Origin of the sequence: Ascidiaceihabitans donghaensis (assembly GCF_900302465.1) — a bacterium.
Classification (GTDB): Bacteria; Pseudomonadota; Alphaproteobacteria; order Rhodobacterales; family Rhodobacteraceae; genus Ascidiaceihabitans; species Ascidiaceihabitans donghaensis.
In genome coordinates this window covers 1,868,483-1,882,099 of sequence record NZ_OMOR01000001.1, presented here as the reverse complement: position 1 = coordinate 1,882,099, position 13,617 = coordinate 1,868,483, and the positions used below count along the sequence as shown (strand labels likewise).

At 54.2% G+C, this 13,617-nt stretch carries 12 protein-coding genes; 6 read left to right on the top strand and 6 right to left on the bottom strand.

What is annotated here, in order from left to right:
- Positions 1 to 13 precede the first annotated feature (13 nt).
- The 3 genes from ASD8599_RS09450 to ASD8599_RS09440 are packed head-to-tail and all read left to right on the top strand — an operon-like array spanning position 14 to position 1,411.
- On the top strand, positions 14 to 241 hold the full coding sequence (locus tag ASD8599_RS09450) for a hypothetical protein (protein ID WP_245925992.1): 228 nt from the start codon (positions 14 to 16) through the stop codon (positions 239 to 241).
- Positions 234 to 827, top strand: coding sequence for a hypothetical protein (locus ASD8599_RS09445; RefSeq protein ID WP_108828297.1), 594 nt, complete (start codon positions 234 to 236; stop codon positions 825 to 827). The genes ASD8599_RS09450 and ASD8599_RS09445 overlap by 8 nt, the downstream gene beginning before the upstream one ends.
- The gene (locus ASD8599_RS09440; protein ID WP_108828296.1) at positions 824 to 1,411 is read left to right on the top strand and encodes an HD domain-containing protein; all 588 of its coding nucleotides are present in this window, start codon (positions 824 to 826) and stop codon (positions 1,409 to 1,411) included. Before ASD8599_RS09445 ends, ASD8599_RS09440 begins: the two co-directional genes overlap by 4 nt.
- Positions 1,412 to 1,462: 51 nt before the next feature.
- Here ASD8599_RS09440 and ASD8599_RS09435 read toward each other — a convergent pair whose 3' ends face one another.
- From ASD8599_RS09435 to ASD8599_RS09425, 3 genes are all read right to left on the bottom strand, one after another.
- On the bottom strand, positions 1,463 to 3,670 hold the full coding sequence (locus tag ASD8599_RS09435; protein ID WP_245925990.1) for an NADP-dependent isocitrate dehydrogenase: 2,208 nt from the start codon (positions 3,668 to 3,670) through the stop codon (positions 1,463 to 1,465).
- Positions 3,671 to 3,871: 201 nt separating this feature from the next.
- Positions 3,872 to 4,669: a class II glutamine amidotransferase gene (locus tag ASD8599_RS09430; RefSeq protein ID WP_108828294.1), complete on the bottom strand. Its 798-nt coding sequence runs from the start codon at positions 4,667 to 4,669 to the stop codon at positions 3,872 to 3,874.
- Entirely contained in the window at positions 4,670 to 4,876 is a 207-nt protein-coding gene (locus ASD8599_RS09425) for a DUF6356 family protein (RefSeq protein ID WP_108828293.1), read from the bottom strand.
- A 113-nt stretch (positions 4,877 to 4,989) separates the two neighbouring features.
- Here ASD8599_RS09425 and ASD8599_RS09420 point away from each other — a divergent pair, with 113 nt between their 5' ends.
- The gene (locus ASD8599_RS09420) at positions 4,990 to 5,448 is read left to right on the top strand and encodes an Lrp/AsnC family transcriptional regulator (protein WP_108828292.1); all 459 of its coding nucleotides are present in this window, start codon (positions 4,990 to 4,992) and stop codon (positions 5,446 to 5,448) included.
- 119 nt (positions 5,449 to 5,567) lie between these two features.
- Positions 5,568 to 7,385 (top strand): translational GTPase TypA, encoded by a 1,818-nt coding sequence (gene typA, locus ASD8599_RS09415; protein ID WP_108828291.1) that lies wholly within the window; start codon positions 5,568 to 5,570, stop codon positions 7,383 to 7,385.
- An 80-nt stretch (positions 7,386 to 7,465) separates the two neighbouring features.
- Here typA and ASD8599_RS09410 read toward each other — a convergent pair whose 3' ends face one another.
- Both ASD8599_RS09410 and recA read right to left on the bottom strand, forming a co-directional pair.
- On the bottom strand, positions 7,466 to 7,753 hold the full coding sequence (locus ASD8599_RS09410) for a DUF1330 domain-containing protein (RefSeq protein WP_108828290.1): 288 nt from the start codon (positions 7,751 to 7,753) through the stop codon (positions 7,466 to 7,468).
- Between the two features lie 139 nt (positions 7,754 to 7,892).
- A complete protein-coding gene (gene recA / locus ASD8599_RS09405; protein ID WP_108828289.1) occupies positions 7,893 to 8,972 on the bottom strand; it encodes a recombinase RecA in 1,080 nt (359 codons plus the stop codon).
- Positions 8,973 to 9,255: 283 nt separating this feature from the next.
- Between recA and ASD8599_RS09400 the strand changes: the two genes are divergently transcribed.
- Complete coding sequence (locus ASD8599_RS09400; protein ID WP_108828288.1) at positions 9,256 to 12,000, top strand: pentapeptide repeat-containing protein; 2,745 nt, start codon at positions 9,256 to 9,258, stop codon at positions 11,998 to 12,000.
- Between the two features lie 40 nt (positions 12,001 to 12,040).
- Here ASD8599_RS09400 and ASD8599_RS09395 read toward each other — a convergent pair whose 3' ends face one another.
- Positions 12,041 to 13,603: a sulfatase family protein gene (locus ASD8599_RS09395; RefSeq protein WP_108828287.1), complete on the bottom strand. Its 1,563-nt coding sequence runs from the start codon at positions 13,601 to 13,603 to the stop codon at positions 12,041 to 12,043.
- Between the last annotated feature and the right edge of the window lie 14 nt (positions 13,604 to 13,617).

The following is a 13,617-nucleotide window of genomic DNA, read 5'->3' as shown; positions in this document are numbered from 1 at the left end:
AGCTGTCATCGACATGGCGAACAAACTCGCCGAGGAATGTCTGGCTGTGCAAAAAGAGACCGGCGATGACCGGCTCTTTATGCAGGTCGGGGATGTTCTTGGTGCTTCGTCGCAAACGCTGGAGGAAGCCTTTCTGACAGCAATCCGCACACGTATGGCAGAAATCTCAGGCCGCAGGTTTCTAGCGCAAAAGCTCAAGGCGCACCGCGATGCCGCCTCAGATGGGGCCTCGAATGGCTAACCCTGTCAGTCGCGCCTTAAGACGCGCGACTGAAACGCAAATTATCCCAGCATTGCTGCAAGCCGGGATGTTTCGGATCACAGATGATCCGCATTTCGGGGCATGGTCCACAAGCATCAAAACCTACAACTGGACGCTATTTCATCGTGCATCCCCTGACACGGTAAAACGCTTTCAGGTTTGGACCGGCACGCCAACGCAACGCGCGATCCGTATTGATGTCACGACCTTGCACGCCGACAAAACCCTGAATAATGATGAAGCCGCCAAAGCTGCAAATGCTGCTTACCCTATCGGACACATCCTTCCGGAACGGTCATCCATTTCCGCCTACGTTGATCGACGCCTCGTGGCATACCACCGATCACAAGCACTGGCTTTGGCATACGATCGCGCCATTGGCGACAAGACAAACCTTCGGATTTTTCTGGCACCGGTTTTGCTGATTGTGATCACACTAAGCGCATTGGCTTGGCCATTCTGCGCGGCGATAACACGCAAGGATCGCACGGCGGAAGACGCAAGCGCCCACATCCTGTACCAGTTGGACCGCCTGACCTCAGACTTTGAAAGTTCCCCAAAATGACCACACGCCTTGACGCGCAGATTGCTTTCTTGAATGAAGCGGACAAGTTGAAATCCATCACCCGCGCCACCACGTTGGCCGACGGATCAAGAGCTGAAAATTCGGCAGAACATTCATGGCATTTAACGCTGTATGCGCTTGTACTGGCCGATCAAGCCAAACCCGGCGTCGACATTTCGCGTGTCATCAAGATGTTGATTCTGCATGATTTGGTAGAAATAGACGCAGGCGACAACCCGATATTTGACAACGTCGATCATGTGGCCGTTGCCGCTGCCGAACAAAAAGCGGCCGATCGCATTTTTGGACTTTTACCACCAGACATTGCTGCCGATTTGCGCGGGATATGGGAAGAATTCGAGGCTGCGGAAACCGACGACGCCCAGTTTGCCAAATCACTGGATCGCTTTCAGCCACCGATGTTGAACCTGGCTGCTGGTGGCGGAAGCTGGACAAATTACAATGTAGACGAAGCAACAATCGCGGCCCGCGTCGGATCAAAAATCAAAATCGGCGCCCCTGCCCTTTGGGACTATGCGCAAAACCGCATTGCCGCATTCTTCAAATCCCAAGGCTCAAACTAAAAAAGCGCCGCAAATGACTGCGGCGCTTTGAATTTTTGAACCCTATGAGGCTCAGGCGAAGATAGCGTTCAAAGTCTCGCTTGGGCGCATCACTTTCGCGGCCTTTTCGTCATCATTGCGGAAGTATCCGCCAGTGTCCGCAGGCGCTTCCCCCGACCCCAATTCAGCTGTGATCGCCGCCTCGCCATCAGCCAAAGCTTTGGCAATCGGTGCAAAATGCGCGGCCAATTCGGCATCGTCAGATTGCGCCGCCAAAGCATCCGCCCAATAGCGTGCAAACCAGTAGTGGCTGTGGCGGTTGTCAGGTTGACCCGCCTTGCGGCCCGGGGACCGGTTATCATCCAGAATGCCCTGCGTTGCCGCTTCTGCTGCCACACCCAGCACACCCGCTTTGGCGTTGCCTTGTGTGTCCGCCAAGAAGTTCAGCGATTCACCCAAAGCGCAGAATTCGCCCATTGAATCCCACCGCAGGTGGTTTTCGCTGTGCAGCTGCTGCACGTGTTTGGGGGCCGATCCACCGGCGCCGGTTTCAAACAACCCGCCGCCCTTCATCAGCTTCACAATCGACAGCATCTTCGCAGATGTGCCCAGCTCCAAAATTGGGAAAAGGTCTGTTAGATAATCCCGCAAAACGTTGCCTGTGATCGCGATGGAGTCTTTGCCAGACGTGATTGTCTGCAGGGACTGCCGCGTGGCCTCGCGCGGCGCCATAGTTTGGAATTTGTCTGCAACACCAGCAGCTTCCAAGGCGGGCTTCACGTATTTGATCAGCTCCGCATCATGGGCACGATTGGCATCAAGCCAGAAAATGGCTTCCGTTCCGGTCAAACGCTGGCGATCCATCGCCAGTTCGATCCAGTTTTCGATAGGTGCCTTTTTAACCGTACATGCGCGCCAGATGTCACCTGCATCCACATCATGAGAATGCAGTGTTTCACCATTGGCCAACACGATACGCATCACACCTTTGGCAGGCGCTTCAAAGGTTGTCGGATGCGACCCGTATTCTTCCGCCTTTTGCGCCATAAGACCGACGTTTGCGACGGCCCCTGCCGTGGTCACATCCAATGCACCGTTGGCTTTGAAGAAATTGATCGTCTCGTCGTAGATCGTGGAATAGCAACGATCCGGGATCACGCAGTTTGCATCGCCCTTCGCTCCTGTTTCATCCCAGCCCTTGCCGCCTGCGCGGATCACGGCAGGCATGGACGCATCGATGATCACATCGGATGGCACATGCAGGTTAGTGATGCCTTTGTCGCTGTCGACCATATACATCGACGGGCGATCCAAAGCGTCGATGTCCGCCTTGATGGCGTCGGCATTTGGCATCGTGTCGATTGCGGCCAGCACGTCTGCCAAACCGGAATTCGGGCTGCCCCCTGCGGCTGAAATCGCATCACCATGCGCGTCCCAAACCGGACCCAACCATGCTTTGACCGCGTGACCAAAGATAATGGGGTCGGACACCTTCATCATCGTCGCTTTCATGTGCAACGAATACATTGTTCCATCTGCTTTTGTGTCTTCGATGGATGCGGCAAGGAACGATGCCAGATCAGACGCGCTCATGTAGGTTGCATCGGCCACGGTGCCTTCTTCCAGCGGCCATACGTCTTTCAACACTGTCACAGTCCCGTCGGCCGCCACAAATTCGATTTTCGCGTCACCGGCTTGTGCGCCTATGATCGTCGCAGATTTTTCGTTGGCATAAAAATCACCGCCCGTCATGGACGACACTTTGGTTTTGCTCTCGCTGGACCATGTACCCATAGAATGCGGGTTCTTTTGCGCAAAATTCTTAACGGCTTTGGCCGCACGACGGTCTGAGTTGCCTTCGCGCAAAACCGGGTTCACAGCAGAGCCTTTGATGGCGTCATACCGCGCCCGAATGGCCTTTTCATCGTCTGTTTGCGGGTCTTCAGGATAGTCTGGCAGCGCGTAGCCCTTGGCTTGCAATTCTTCCACCGCGGCCACCAGCTGCGGCACGGACGCAGAAATGTTGGGCAGCTTGATGACGTTGGCGCCCGGTGTTTTAACCAATTGCCCAAGTTCGGCCAGATCATCGGACTGGCGTTGATCTTCTTTCAGGAATTCGGGAAACGTCGCAATAATACGGCCCGCCAACGAAATATCCTTGGTGCCGACGTCAATTCCGGCGGCCCCTGCGAACGCGCGAATGATCGGCAGGAAAGACGCGCTGGCCAGTTCGGGGGCTTCGTCTACCTTGGTGTAAATGATATCAGGTGTCTTGGACATGGGAAGGCTTCCTTTTGATGCGGCTATCATAGGCATGTGGCGGTTCGGGATCAGACCCGAACGTCCTTGGCGCAGGCCCTAAAGGAGGGTGTGGCGCAAGTCAATGCATACAACGGTATACAATGCGCGACATTTTAGGCATCCCGTTAAAATCCGCCCCCAAAACGCAGAAAAATGCGACATAGCCAGCCCGCAAAACCGTTACGCTGCATCCCTGAATGTGTCCGCCGCACGCATCGCCACAATCGAAACCTCACCGTCCTCAACACAACACACAGAACCCTGCGGCACAGCGTGCCACCCTTGGGTGTCTGCCTCCAATGGTTCCGACACAATCATAACCCCGGACGGGCTTGAACCGCATTTGTAGTATAGCGTCGGAGCATTCGCATCAGAAGCATACCGCATCGCAAACAGACGCTTTCCATCTGAAAACGCGCCCGAGAACCGCATATGAGGCGTATGCCCTCTTTCGCGTGACAACCTTTCCATTTCATAAACCGCACGCGACATCGCCCCAATCGGGTCAGCATCCAAATTGTGCCCCAAAGCGTTCAAAAACAACGCTTCGCTGTCGGTAGCCCCCTTGCGATGATTGTAGAAAGCCTCTGGAATGCTCATGTCTGCGGCCTTGCGGAACTGATCAAAACCACCAACTTGCCCGTTGTGCATAAAGCTCCAGCGACCGACAACAAAGGGGTGACAATTGTTACGGCTGATTGCGCTTCCTGTGGTGGCACGCACATGGGCTAAAAACAAAGGTGAACGAATTTGCGCGGCAATGCTGGGCAAATTTGAATCAGACCACGCGGGATTTATGTCGCGAAACAACCCCGGTTCAGGCAAATCCGCATACCAAGCCACCCCAAAGCCATCACCATTGATGGCTGTTTTGCATTCACTTGCGTTTTGACTTTGCACAATCAGCGAATGTTCCGGTGCGGACAAGATATCTTGTAGAAAGATGGGTGTGCCACTCCATGCAGCCCATCTGCACATTTAAGCGTCCCTCGCGTTTAGCTTTTCGGACATTTGATTGATCATCCGGCTGGCCGTTTTTTCAAACAGGCACGGGATCACCGCGTGAACAAGTGCCGCGGCCCCTGCGCCCAGCAGTTTTAATGCGAAACCGCCTGCAAACACGGCGTGTTCCGCATAGCTTTCGTTGACAGTGCGGGGATGGTTCAAAAAAATGCGGGTGATCATGAGGCTCTCCTGTTGTGATGTGGACAGATTAACCGAAACCCTGTGTGACGTGGTCACAAAATGCATCATGATCACGTGTTGATTTGGGAATATTTCCCGTATATTGTAGATAAATGGCAGACCTTGACACAATCGACCGCAAAATCCTGAAGCATTTGCAACGTGACGCAAGCCTATCGCTTGAAACTCTTGGCGAAGAAGTCGGCTTGTCACGCAATGCGTGTTGGCGCCGGGTCAAGGCCCTTGAAGACAGCGGCGTCATCACCGGCCGTGTCGCTTTGGTTGCCCCTTTGGCTATTGATCTGGGCTTGATGGTCTTTATGCAGGTGCGCACCAACCAGCATGATCCCGATTGGGCCGTTCGGTTTTCGCAAGCCACCCGCGCCATTCCCGGCATCCTGAGCGTCTACAGAATGACCGGCGATCTGGATTATCTGATCCGTGCGCGCGTTGCGGACATGGCGGATTACGACCGCCTGTATCAACAGCTTATCAAGCGGCTGCCGCTGTCGGATGTGTCGGCCAGCTTTGTCATGGAAGAGATCAAAGACGGCACGGCGCTGCCCGTTTGAAAACACCCGTCATCTTGGCCGCATTATCCTTGTGGCATTATTCCCCCTAGCTTTCTGCGATGCGGCGCTGTATGCGCGGCGCAAACCTCTCAGAGGCACCTCCTTAAAGGGCAAGAACTATGGACCTTCGCAATATCGCGATTATCGCACACGTTGACCACGGCAAAACCACACTTGTGGATGAACTGCTGAAACAATCGGGCACCTACCGTGAAAACCAGGCGACAACAGAACGCGCCATGGACAGCAACGATCTGGAACGCGAGCGCGGCATCACGATCTTTGCAAAGCCGACGTCTGTTGAATGGAAAGGCACCCGCATCAACATCGTGGACACGCCTGGTCACGCGGACTTCGGCGGCGAAGTGGAACGCATCCTATCCATGGTTGATGGCGTTGTTTTGCTGGTGGATGCGGCGGAAGGCCCGATGCCCCAAACCAAATTTGTGACCTCCAAAGCGTTGAAGCTGGGCCTGCGCCCCATTGTGGTGGTCAACAAAGTCGACAAACCGGATGGCGAACCGGACCGTGCGCTGGACGAATGTTTTGACTTGTTTGCCAACCTAGAAGCCACTGACGAGCAACTGGATTTCCCATCCATGTATGCCTCTGGTCGTTCTGGCTGGGCTGATATGGAACTGGACGGGCCGCGCAAGGACTTGTCCGCGTTATTCGATCTGATCCTTGAACACGTCCCTGCACCCGCACAAATCAAGGAACAAGACAAACCTTTCACAATGTTGGCCACCACCTTGGGCAGCGACCCGTTTTTGGGTCGTATGCTGACAGGTCGCGTCGAGACCGGCACGTTAAAGGCAGGGCAAACCATCAAAGCAATGTCGCGTGACGGCACACTGATCGAAAATTTCCGCTGCACCAAGATCATGGCGTTCCGCGGACTGGATCAAGCAGCCATTGAATTGGCAGAAGCCGGCGACATCGTATCCATCGCGGGCATGAGCAAAGCCACAGTGGCTGACACGCTGGCGGATCAGTCTGTGTCTGAAGCGATCCCTGCCCAACCGATCGATCCCCCAACCATCACAGTTTCCTTTGGCATCAACGACAGCCCATTGGCCGGTCGTGACGGCAAAAAAGTGCAATCGCGCGTGATCCGCGACCGCTTGATGAAAGAAGCCGAATCCAACGTCGCGATCAAGATCAGCGACACACCGGGCGGAGATGCCTTTGAAGTCGCCGGTCGCGGTGAATTACAAATGGGTGTTTTGATTGAAAACATGCGCCGCGAAGGGTTCGAGCTGTCTATCTCGCGTCCGCAGGTTCTGTTTCAAGAGATTGACGGCGTACGCCACGAGCCCATCGAAGAAGCCACCATCGACGTGGATGACGAGTATTCCGGCGCGGTGATCGAAAAGATCACTGGTACGCGCAAAGGCGAATTGGTTGAAATGAAACCGGCCGGTGCAGGCAAAACCCGCATCGTGGCCCATGTGCCATCGCGCGGTTTGATCGGCTATCACGGCGAATTCCTGACCGATACACGTGGCACCGGTGTGATCAACCGCGTCTTTCATTCCTGGGCGCCCCACAAAGGCACAATCCCGGGCCGTCGTGCAGGCGTTCTGATTTCAATGGAAAATGGCACATCCGTGGCCTTTGCTTTGTGGAACCTGGAAGAACGCGGCAAGATGATGATCGGCGCACAGGCTGACGTCTACACAGGTATGATCATTGGTGAACACAGCCGTGAAAACGATCTGGAAGTGAACCCGTTGAAAGGCAAGAAGCTGACAAACGTACGTGCGTCCGGCACGGATGAAGCTGTGCGCTTGACCACGCCCATGCAGCTGTCTTTGGAGCAAGCCATCGCCTACATCGACGATGACGAACTGGTAGAGGTCACGCCAAACGCCGTACGTCTGCGCAAGCGTTACCTAGACCCGCATGAACGTAAGCGTATGGCCAAAGCTGGCTAATTTTTCCGGGCGAAGCATGGGGGCGCTGCCCCCAAACCCCCGGGATATTTTGAGCGAAAAGAAACTAAGGCTTCGCGGCCTTAGTCAGTTGTTTCCACAATCATCAACTCGCGCTCAGATGCCCCGCGCGCATGTTCAAGCGCAGCCTGATATTCGGCGGAGTGATAGCATTTTTCTGCTGTTTCAACGTCAGGAAAGCGGGCCACAACATTGCGCGGACGTTCCTTGCCTTCGAGCTGAACAAAGCGGCCCCCACGCGCGATGAACGTGCCCCCGTGTTCCGCAATCGCCACGGTCGCCCCGGCTGCGTATTTTTTGTATGCCTCTTCGTCTGTGACAGTGACGTGTGCGATCCAAAGTGCGCCCATAGAAGTGTTCTTTCTTGTTTGATGTTTAGAACCTGACTTTGACATGTGCGCTTGGCCAATGTCCAATGCTATGGCTTTTAAATGAAAAAGGCGCCCCCGTGGTTGGGACGCCTTCTATTTTTCTTTTGAAGATCCGCTTTTAGCCGTCCAGCACACCGTCGTCTTCGATGCGTTCACCAGCCGGCATTTCAAAATCCAACCCGTGCGCTGCACGTATTTTATCTTCGATTTCGTTGGCGATACGTGCGTTTTCCTTCAGGAAGGTTTTTGCGTTTTCACGCCCCTGCCCCACGCGTTCGTCGCCATAGCTGAACCAGGCACCTGACTTGTCCACGACGCCCGCTTTGACACCCAGATCAAGCAGTTCGCCCATCTTCGAGATACCTTCGCCATACATAATGTCGAATTCAACCTGTTTGAACGGCGGTGCCACTTTGTTTTTCACAACTTTCACACGGGTCGCGTTGCCGACCACTTCGTCGCGGTCTTTCAAAGCCCCGATGCGGCGGATGTCCAAACGTACAGATGAATAGAACTTCAACGCATTGCCGCCCGTTGTGGTTTCAGGCGATCCAAACATCACCCCGATCTTCATCCTGATCTGGTTGATGAAAATGACCATGCAATTGGAACGGCTGATAGATCCAGTCAGCTTGCGCATCGCTTGCGACATCAAACGGGCCTGAACACCAACTGAGCTGTCGCCCATGTCACCTTCAAGTTCGGACTTCGGCGTCAGCGCCGCAACCGAATCGACGATAACCATGTTCACGGCACCAGACCGCACCAAAGTATCTGTAATTTCCAAAGCCTGTTCGCCGGTGTCGGGCTGTGAAATCAGCAGCTCATCGATATCCACACCCAGTTTTTTGGCATATTGCGGATCCAAAGCATGTTCAGCATCCACAAAGGCACAGACGCCGCCAGACTTTTGCTGTTCGGCCACACAGTGCAGTGTCAGTGTGGTTTTGCCCGACGATTCAGGGCCGTAGATCTCGATGATACGGCCCATCGGCAAACCACCAATGCCCAATGCGATATCCAACCCTAATGAGCCGGTAGAGCTTGCCTTGATGTCCTGAACGGCCCCTTCGGCCCCCAGTTTCATGATGGAGCCCTTGCCAAACTGGCGTTCAATCTGGGCCAAAGCGCTGTCGAGCGCCTTTTGCTTATCTGCTGCTTTTTTATCGGTCATTGTCAAAAGATCTGCCGTTGCCATTGCTGTTCTACCCTATGTGTCACACCCATGGTGTAGCGGCAATGGTTGAGGCCGCTATATCTTGGGTTTGCATCCGATGTTCTCATTACGTTCTATATGAGATCAAAAAGAGAACATTTCAAGTTAAATTTTACAATCCACGTCGGCAAATACGTCTGAAACACCAACAATTGGACCTAGCCAACGGTAAGAGTTCTATGGTTAAATTTCCCTAAATACGTGCAGCATTGCGCAAACCATTTAGCCCGCATTCAAGCATCACGTTGAAACTAAGGGATTAATTATGAGTACAGTGTTCGAAAAGCCGACCAAACAACGCGACCATGCGAAGCTGTTAGAACTTGCGGTGCAGATGATCACGAAAGCCATCGGTGCGGATGGGCTTGGTGCTGCCCTTGCAGCGGATAAAGTGTTCAAGGCCGCCATTGGAAAAGACACAGACTCACAAGCCAACAGAAACTGGGTCTGGATCACACAAACCCTCGCCGAAGCCACACGTGCCGTTCTGCAACATCCACGCCTGCACTGCGTGTTAACTGAAACCGAACTGTCTCCCCGCATTACAACCCTGATCCAAACCGTACCGGATCGCGGCACAATCGAGCCTGTGCACCTGAACAACCCAAGTGCACATCCGGCCTTTGCCGAAGCCCGCAACATGATCGCAGGAATTGCACGCACGGCCAGCCCTGAGCACCCCTTCGATGACAAAGTGATCGAGCAAAAATTCTTTTCGCTGTTGATGACCGCAGGCGCGACTGTGGTGGCAAGACACCCCGACTATTTCAACGGTTTGAATCTGGCGCTATCTTCCCCCACGCACGAACCCCAGAAACGCGAACTGGCCCATGCACGCCACGCGCGCTTCATCAGCAAAGGCTTTGTTGGCGATCCTATTTTCACAACGGATTTGGACGAAACCGTATCATTATCAGAGGTGTATCTGCATCTTCGCTGCTTTTGGCATAGACGCCAGATTGATGAAGACGGCAAAATCTCTATCACCTCCCATGTCGATGACCTTCACAAAACGACCAAGGATTGGCTGTTGCATGGCGAAGACGGTCTGCGCGTGATCGGGGGTGGGCCGGGATCTGGAAAGTCATCTTTTGCCCGCGCATTTGCCCATCAGATATTGCAAGACAACAGCCATCGCGTGATCTTTGTTGAACTGCAACATCTGACCTTCAACGCAGATCTTTTTCAGGCGTTGGGAACCTATGTCCAATACAGAAATTCGGCTGTTGGTGACGGCAGCGCCGGGTTCTACGACAATCCCCTGTCATGGGCAGCCGACGATCAAACGCCTGTTCTTTTGGTTTTTGACGGGCTGGACGAACTCAGCGCCCAAGACACCGAAGCCCGTACACTGACAAAGAACTTTGTGGACTCGGTGTCATCATTGCTGAGCATGCAACGCAGTTCAGGACGCGACATAAAGGCGATGATCCTTGGACGGTCCAGCGCCTGCCAAGCGGCTTTGTCCTCAAGCGATCAGGGCAAGTTGCTACATGTCGCCCCCATCAAAACCTTGTCTGACGCAGACTTCAGGCTGGACGTCGTGGAACAGGACCACGGCCACGGTCCTGAGGGGCGCAAGGACATCACGTGGCATGTGGACGATCCACATAACCTGTCCGAACTGGATCAACGCCCCGATTACTGGCGGCGGTGGCAAAAGGCCAAAGGGCTGCCCGCCGAGAATGTGCCTGACTCTGTCACACATGAGGACATGGCCGAATTGAACGTGGAGCCGTTGCTGCTGCACCTGCTACTGATCTCGGATTTTGCAACAACAAGATGGCGCGAGGCCGCCAACAACCGCAACTATGTGTACGAAGACATTCTGACCAAAATCTACGACCGCAACGCCACCAAACCACCTATGAACAAAACGGACCTAAGCTGTGATGATTTCTTCCGTCTGATGGAATGTCTTAGCTTGTCTGCGTGGCGTGGTGGCGGGCGCACAGGTGATGAAAAAAGCTTTGGTAAGCTGCGCAAAGCCTACCGCGTCGGCAAAGACTGGCGACGTGTGATTGACTTGCCCATCGCCCATCTGGAAAACATCGCGTTGCATATTCACACGCGTTTGGACAGCGAACGGGTTGGGTTTTCGTTTATTCACAAAAGCTTCGGGGAATACCTGGCAGGCCGCGCCGTGTTTCGAACAGCGCTTTATCTGGTGGATCGTTTGTCGGGTGATGATGAACCTGCGGACGCTGCGGGCAAATGGGCTGAGCTGTTTGCGTTTGCTCCTTTGACCCACCCCATTTTGCGTTTCCTGACCGATGAAGCACGGCGGTTTGAACATCCTGACGAAATGCGCGGCACGGTTGATGCGTTGACGGAGGTCTTTAACCATACGTTGCGAAACGGTTTTCCGATGGACGTCATGTCAACGCCGGATGTGAGCTATCGGGACTTGGAAGACAGACAACGCAATGCAGAAAGCACGTTGGTGTCGACCTTGTCTGTGTTGGCGCAGGCCATTCCATTGCCCGAGGGGCAGGATATTTGCACTAGCGCTGAACGTGTCACAGTAGATTGGCCCGATATAGATTCCCCTACTTTTATGTTCAGGAGAATTATGCCAAGTCATTTTGGCAACCCTGAACTGCCTTTTGCACGCTTTGACTTTTCAGGCACCTGCATGAACGCTGTAGACATGAGTCAAGCTAACTTTTCAGAATGTTCTTTCGTGGAAGCCCAACTGTTCTATGCAAACTTAGCAGAGAGCGATTTGAGTAAGTGCGATTTCTCATTTGCTGGGATGGATTCGATTTCTGCATTAGTTGCAATTTTCGAAGGCGCGAACCTTTCGGACGCAAAATTACCAGATGCGGACATTCGAAGTGCCCGATTCACAGACTGGCTGGCTTCAGACTTCGAAACTGAGGAATCCCGCCAGCATGATGCATTAGGTCTTTCTATAGATCAGTTACAGGAAGCAATTGGAAATCAAAACACCATGCTTCCCCCTTACATCGACGCATCGAAAATCCCTTGGGCTGACAAGGAAGAATAGAAGGTAGGCAGGGCACCAAGACGCTCTGCACACCCCCCTTTCACGCCAACCGGTCCGCCAGCGGACTTTCGTCCATTTGCGCCATCAAATGCTGGTTCATACGCTCTGCCAGCTGGGCACGGATTGCAAAGTGATCGGCGCTGTCCCACAGGTTGTGGGTCTCTTGCGGGTCATTCGCCAAATCGTAAAGCTCGCCCCAGTCCTGATCCTTGTAGATCGTATACCGCCAGTCCGGTGACACCAAGGCACGCACGCGGGCGGGCTTATCAAACCCCAGCCGTCTCCCGCCGTCATTGTATTCGATCAACACATCGTCGCGGACCTGAGCTGCCCCCTCAAGGACAGGTTTCAGGCTTTTGCCCTGATTGCCGTTGAACGGCTTTAACCCCACGCGGTCCAGAACCGTGGCCGCAATATCTATGGTGGATGCAAGCGCGTCTGAGGATGCGGCCTTGCGGTTCTCGGGGTCCGACCAGATGAACGGCACACGGGTGATGCTGCGAAACGGCAAAGCGCCTTTCAGCAGCATGTTGTAATCACCCATATAGTCGCCGTGGTCAGAGTTGTAACAAATCACCGTGTTGTCCAATTGCCCGTTGCGGGTCAGGGCCGCCATGATGTCACCCACCGCGTCATCGACAAAGGCCATCATGCCTGCGGTCAAAGCCATAGCTTCTTTGATGTGTTGTTCGTCCAGCATCATGGCCGTTTGCGGTGTCGTCTGCCCCCCTGCCCCTTGCCAATTGGCATGAAGCCATTTCATCGGGATTGTCGGGTTTTGATGAGCGTCAAAAGGCAAAGAAACATCAAAATCATCCGGCGCATACATGTCCCAGTATTTGCCGGGCGGATTGAACGGATGGTGCGGATCAGGAAATGATACAAACGTAAAAAACGGCGCGTCGTCGCCCACACAACTGTCCAGATGCGCGATGGCGCGATCGCGAATATAGGCGGTTGGGTATAGATCCTCGGGGATCGGGGTGCGGTTGGCTTGCGGGCATGTGTAATCGTGGGGCAACTGGTTGGCAGGGTCATGCAGGGCTTCCCAATCATCCGCGCGTTCGCGGAACCACTGTTGGTAATGCCCGCCGCATTTGTCGCCATGTGATGTGACCATATCGACATGGTTGTAGCCGTAGTACGGCGTCTTGAAGTCATACCGCCCGTCAGCGGTGTAACGCCCCGGTTCCTCTTGACCGTAATTGCCATCATCCCAACGCCACGCATCGGGGCGATCTGCGACCTCATCCGCGTTCACACCAATTGGCGGCATGTCGGTGAAAGGCTGCAAATGGCTTTTGCCGATAGCGGCGGTATTGTATCCCGCCTCGGCCAGTTGCGACACAAAGGTGTTGGCAGACAAGGGCAAACGGCACCCGTTATAGCGCAAGCCGTGCAAGCTGGGATAACGCCCGGTCAGCAAGGACGCGCGGTTGGGCATGCACACAGGCGATGCGGTGTGGAAGTTGTCAAACCGCATACCTTGTGCCGCGATGGCGTCAATATTGGGGGTTTTGAGCACCGGATGCCCATAACACCCAAGCCAATCAGCGCGTTGCTGATCGGCGATGAAATACAAAAAATTCGGGCGCTTTGTCATTGGGTCGATCCTTG

What these genes read in the sequence shown, in the direction of transcription:
- ASD8599_RS09450 (WP_245925992.1), top strand. Translation starts at nt 14, where the DNA reads ATGGCGAACAAACTCGCCGAGGAATGTCTGGCTGTGCAAAAAGAGACC.
- ASD8599_RS09445 (WP_108828297.1), top strand. Translation starts at nt 234, where the DNA reads ATGGCTAACCCTGTCAGTCGCGCCTTAAGACGCGCGACTGAAACGCAA.
- ASD8599_RS09440 (WP_108828296.1), top strand. Translation starts at nt 824, where the DNA reads ATGACCACACGCCTTGACGCGCAGATTGCTTTCTTGAATGAAGCGGAC.
- ASD8599_RS09435 (WP_245925990.1), bottom strand. Translation starts at nt 3,670, where the DNA reads ATGTCCAAGACACCTGATATCATTTACACCAAGGTAGACGAAGCCCCC.
- ASD8599_RS09430 (WP_108828294.1), bottom strand. Translation starts at nt 4,669, where the DNA reads ATGTGCAGATGGGCTGCATGGAGTGGCACACCCATCTTTCTACAAGAT.
- ASD8599_RS09425 (WP_108828293.1), bottom strand. Translation starts at nt 4,876, where the DNA reads ATGATCACCCGCATTTTTTTGAACCATCCCCGCACTGTCAACGAAAGC.
- ASD8599_RS09420 (WP_108828292.1), top strand. Translation starts at nt 4,990, where the DNA reads ATGGCAGACCTTGACACAATCGACCGCAAAATCCTGAAGCATTTGCAA.
- typA (WP_108828291.1), top strand. Translation starts at nt 5,568, where the DNA reads ATGGACCTTCGCAATATCGCGATTATCGCACACGTTGACCACGGCAAA.
- ASD8599_RS09410 (WP_108828290.1), bottom strand. Translation starts at nt 7,753, where the DNA reads ATGGGCGCACTTTGGATCGCACACGTCACTGTCACAGACGAAGAGGCA.
- recA (WP_108828289.1), bottom strand. Translation starts at nt 8,972, where the DNA reads ATGGCAACGGCAGATCTTTTGACAATGACCGATAAAAAAGCAGCAGAT.
- ASD8599_RS09400 (WP_108828288.1), top strand. Translation starts at nt 9,256, where the DNA reads ATGAGTACAGTGTTCGAAAAGCCGACCAAACAACGCGACCATGCGAAG.
- ASD8599_RS09395 (WP_108828287.1), bottom strand. Translation starts at nt 13,603, where the DNA reads ATGACAAAGCGCCCGAATTTTTTGTATTTCATCGCCGATCAGCAACGC.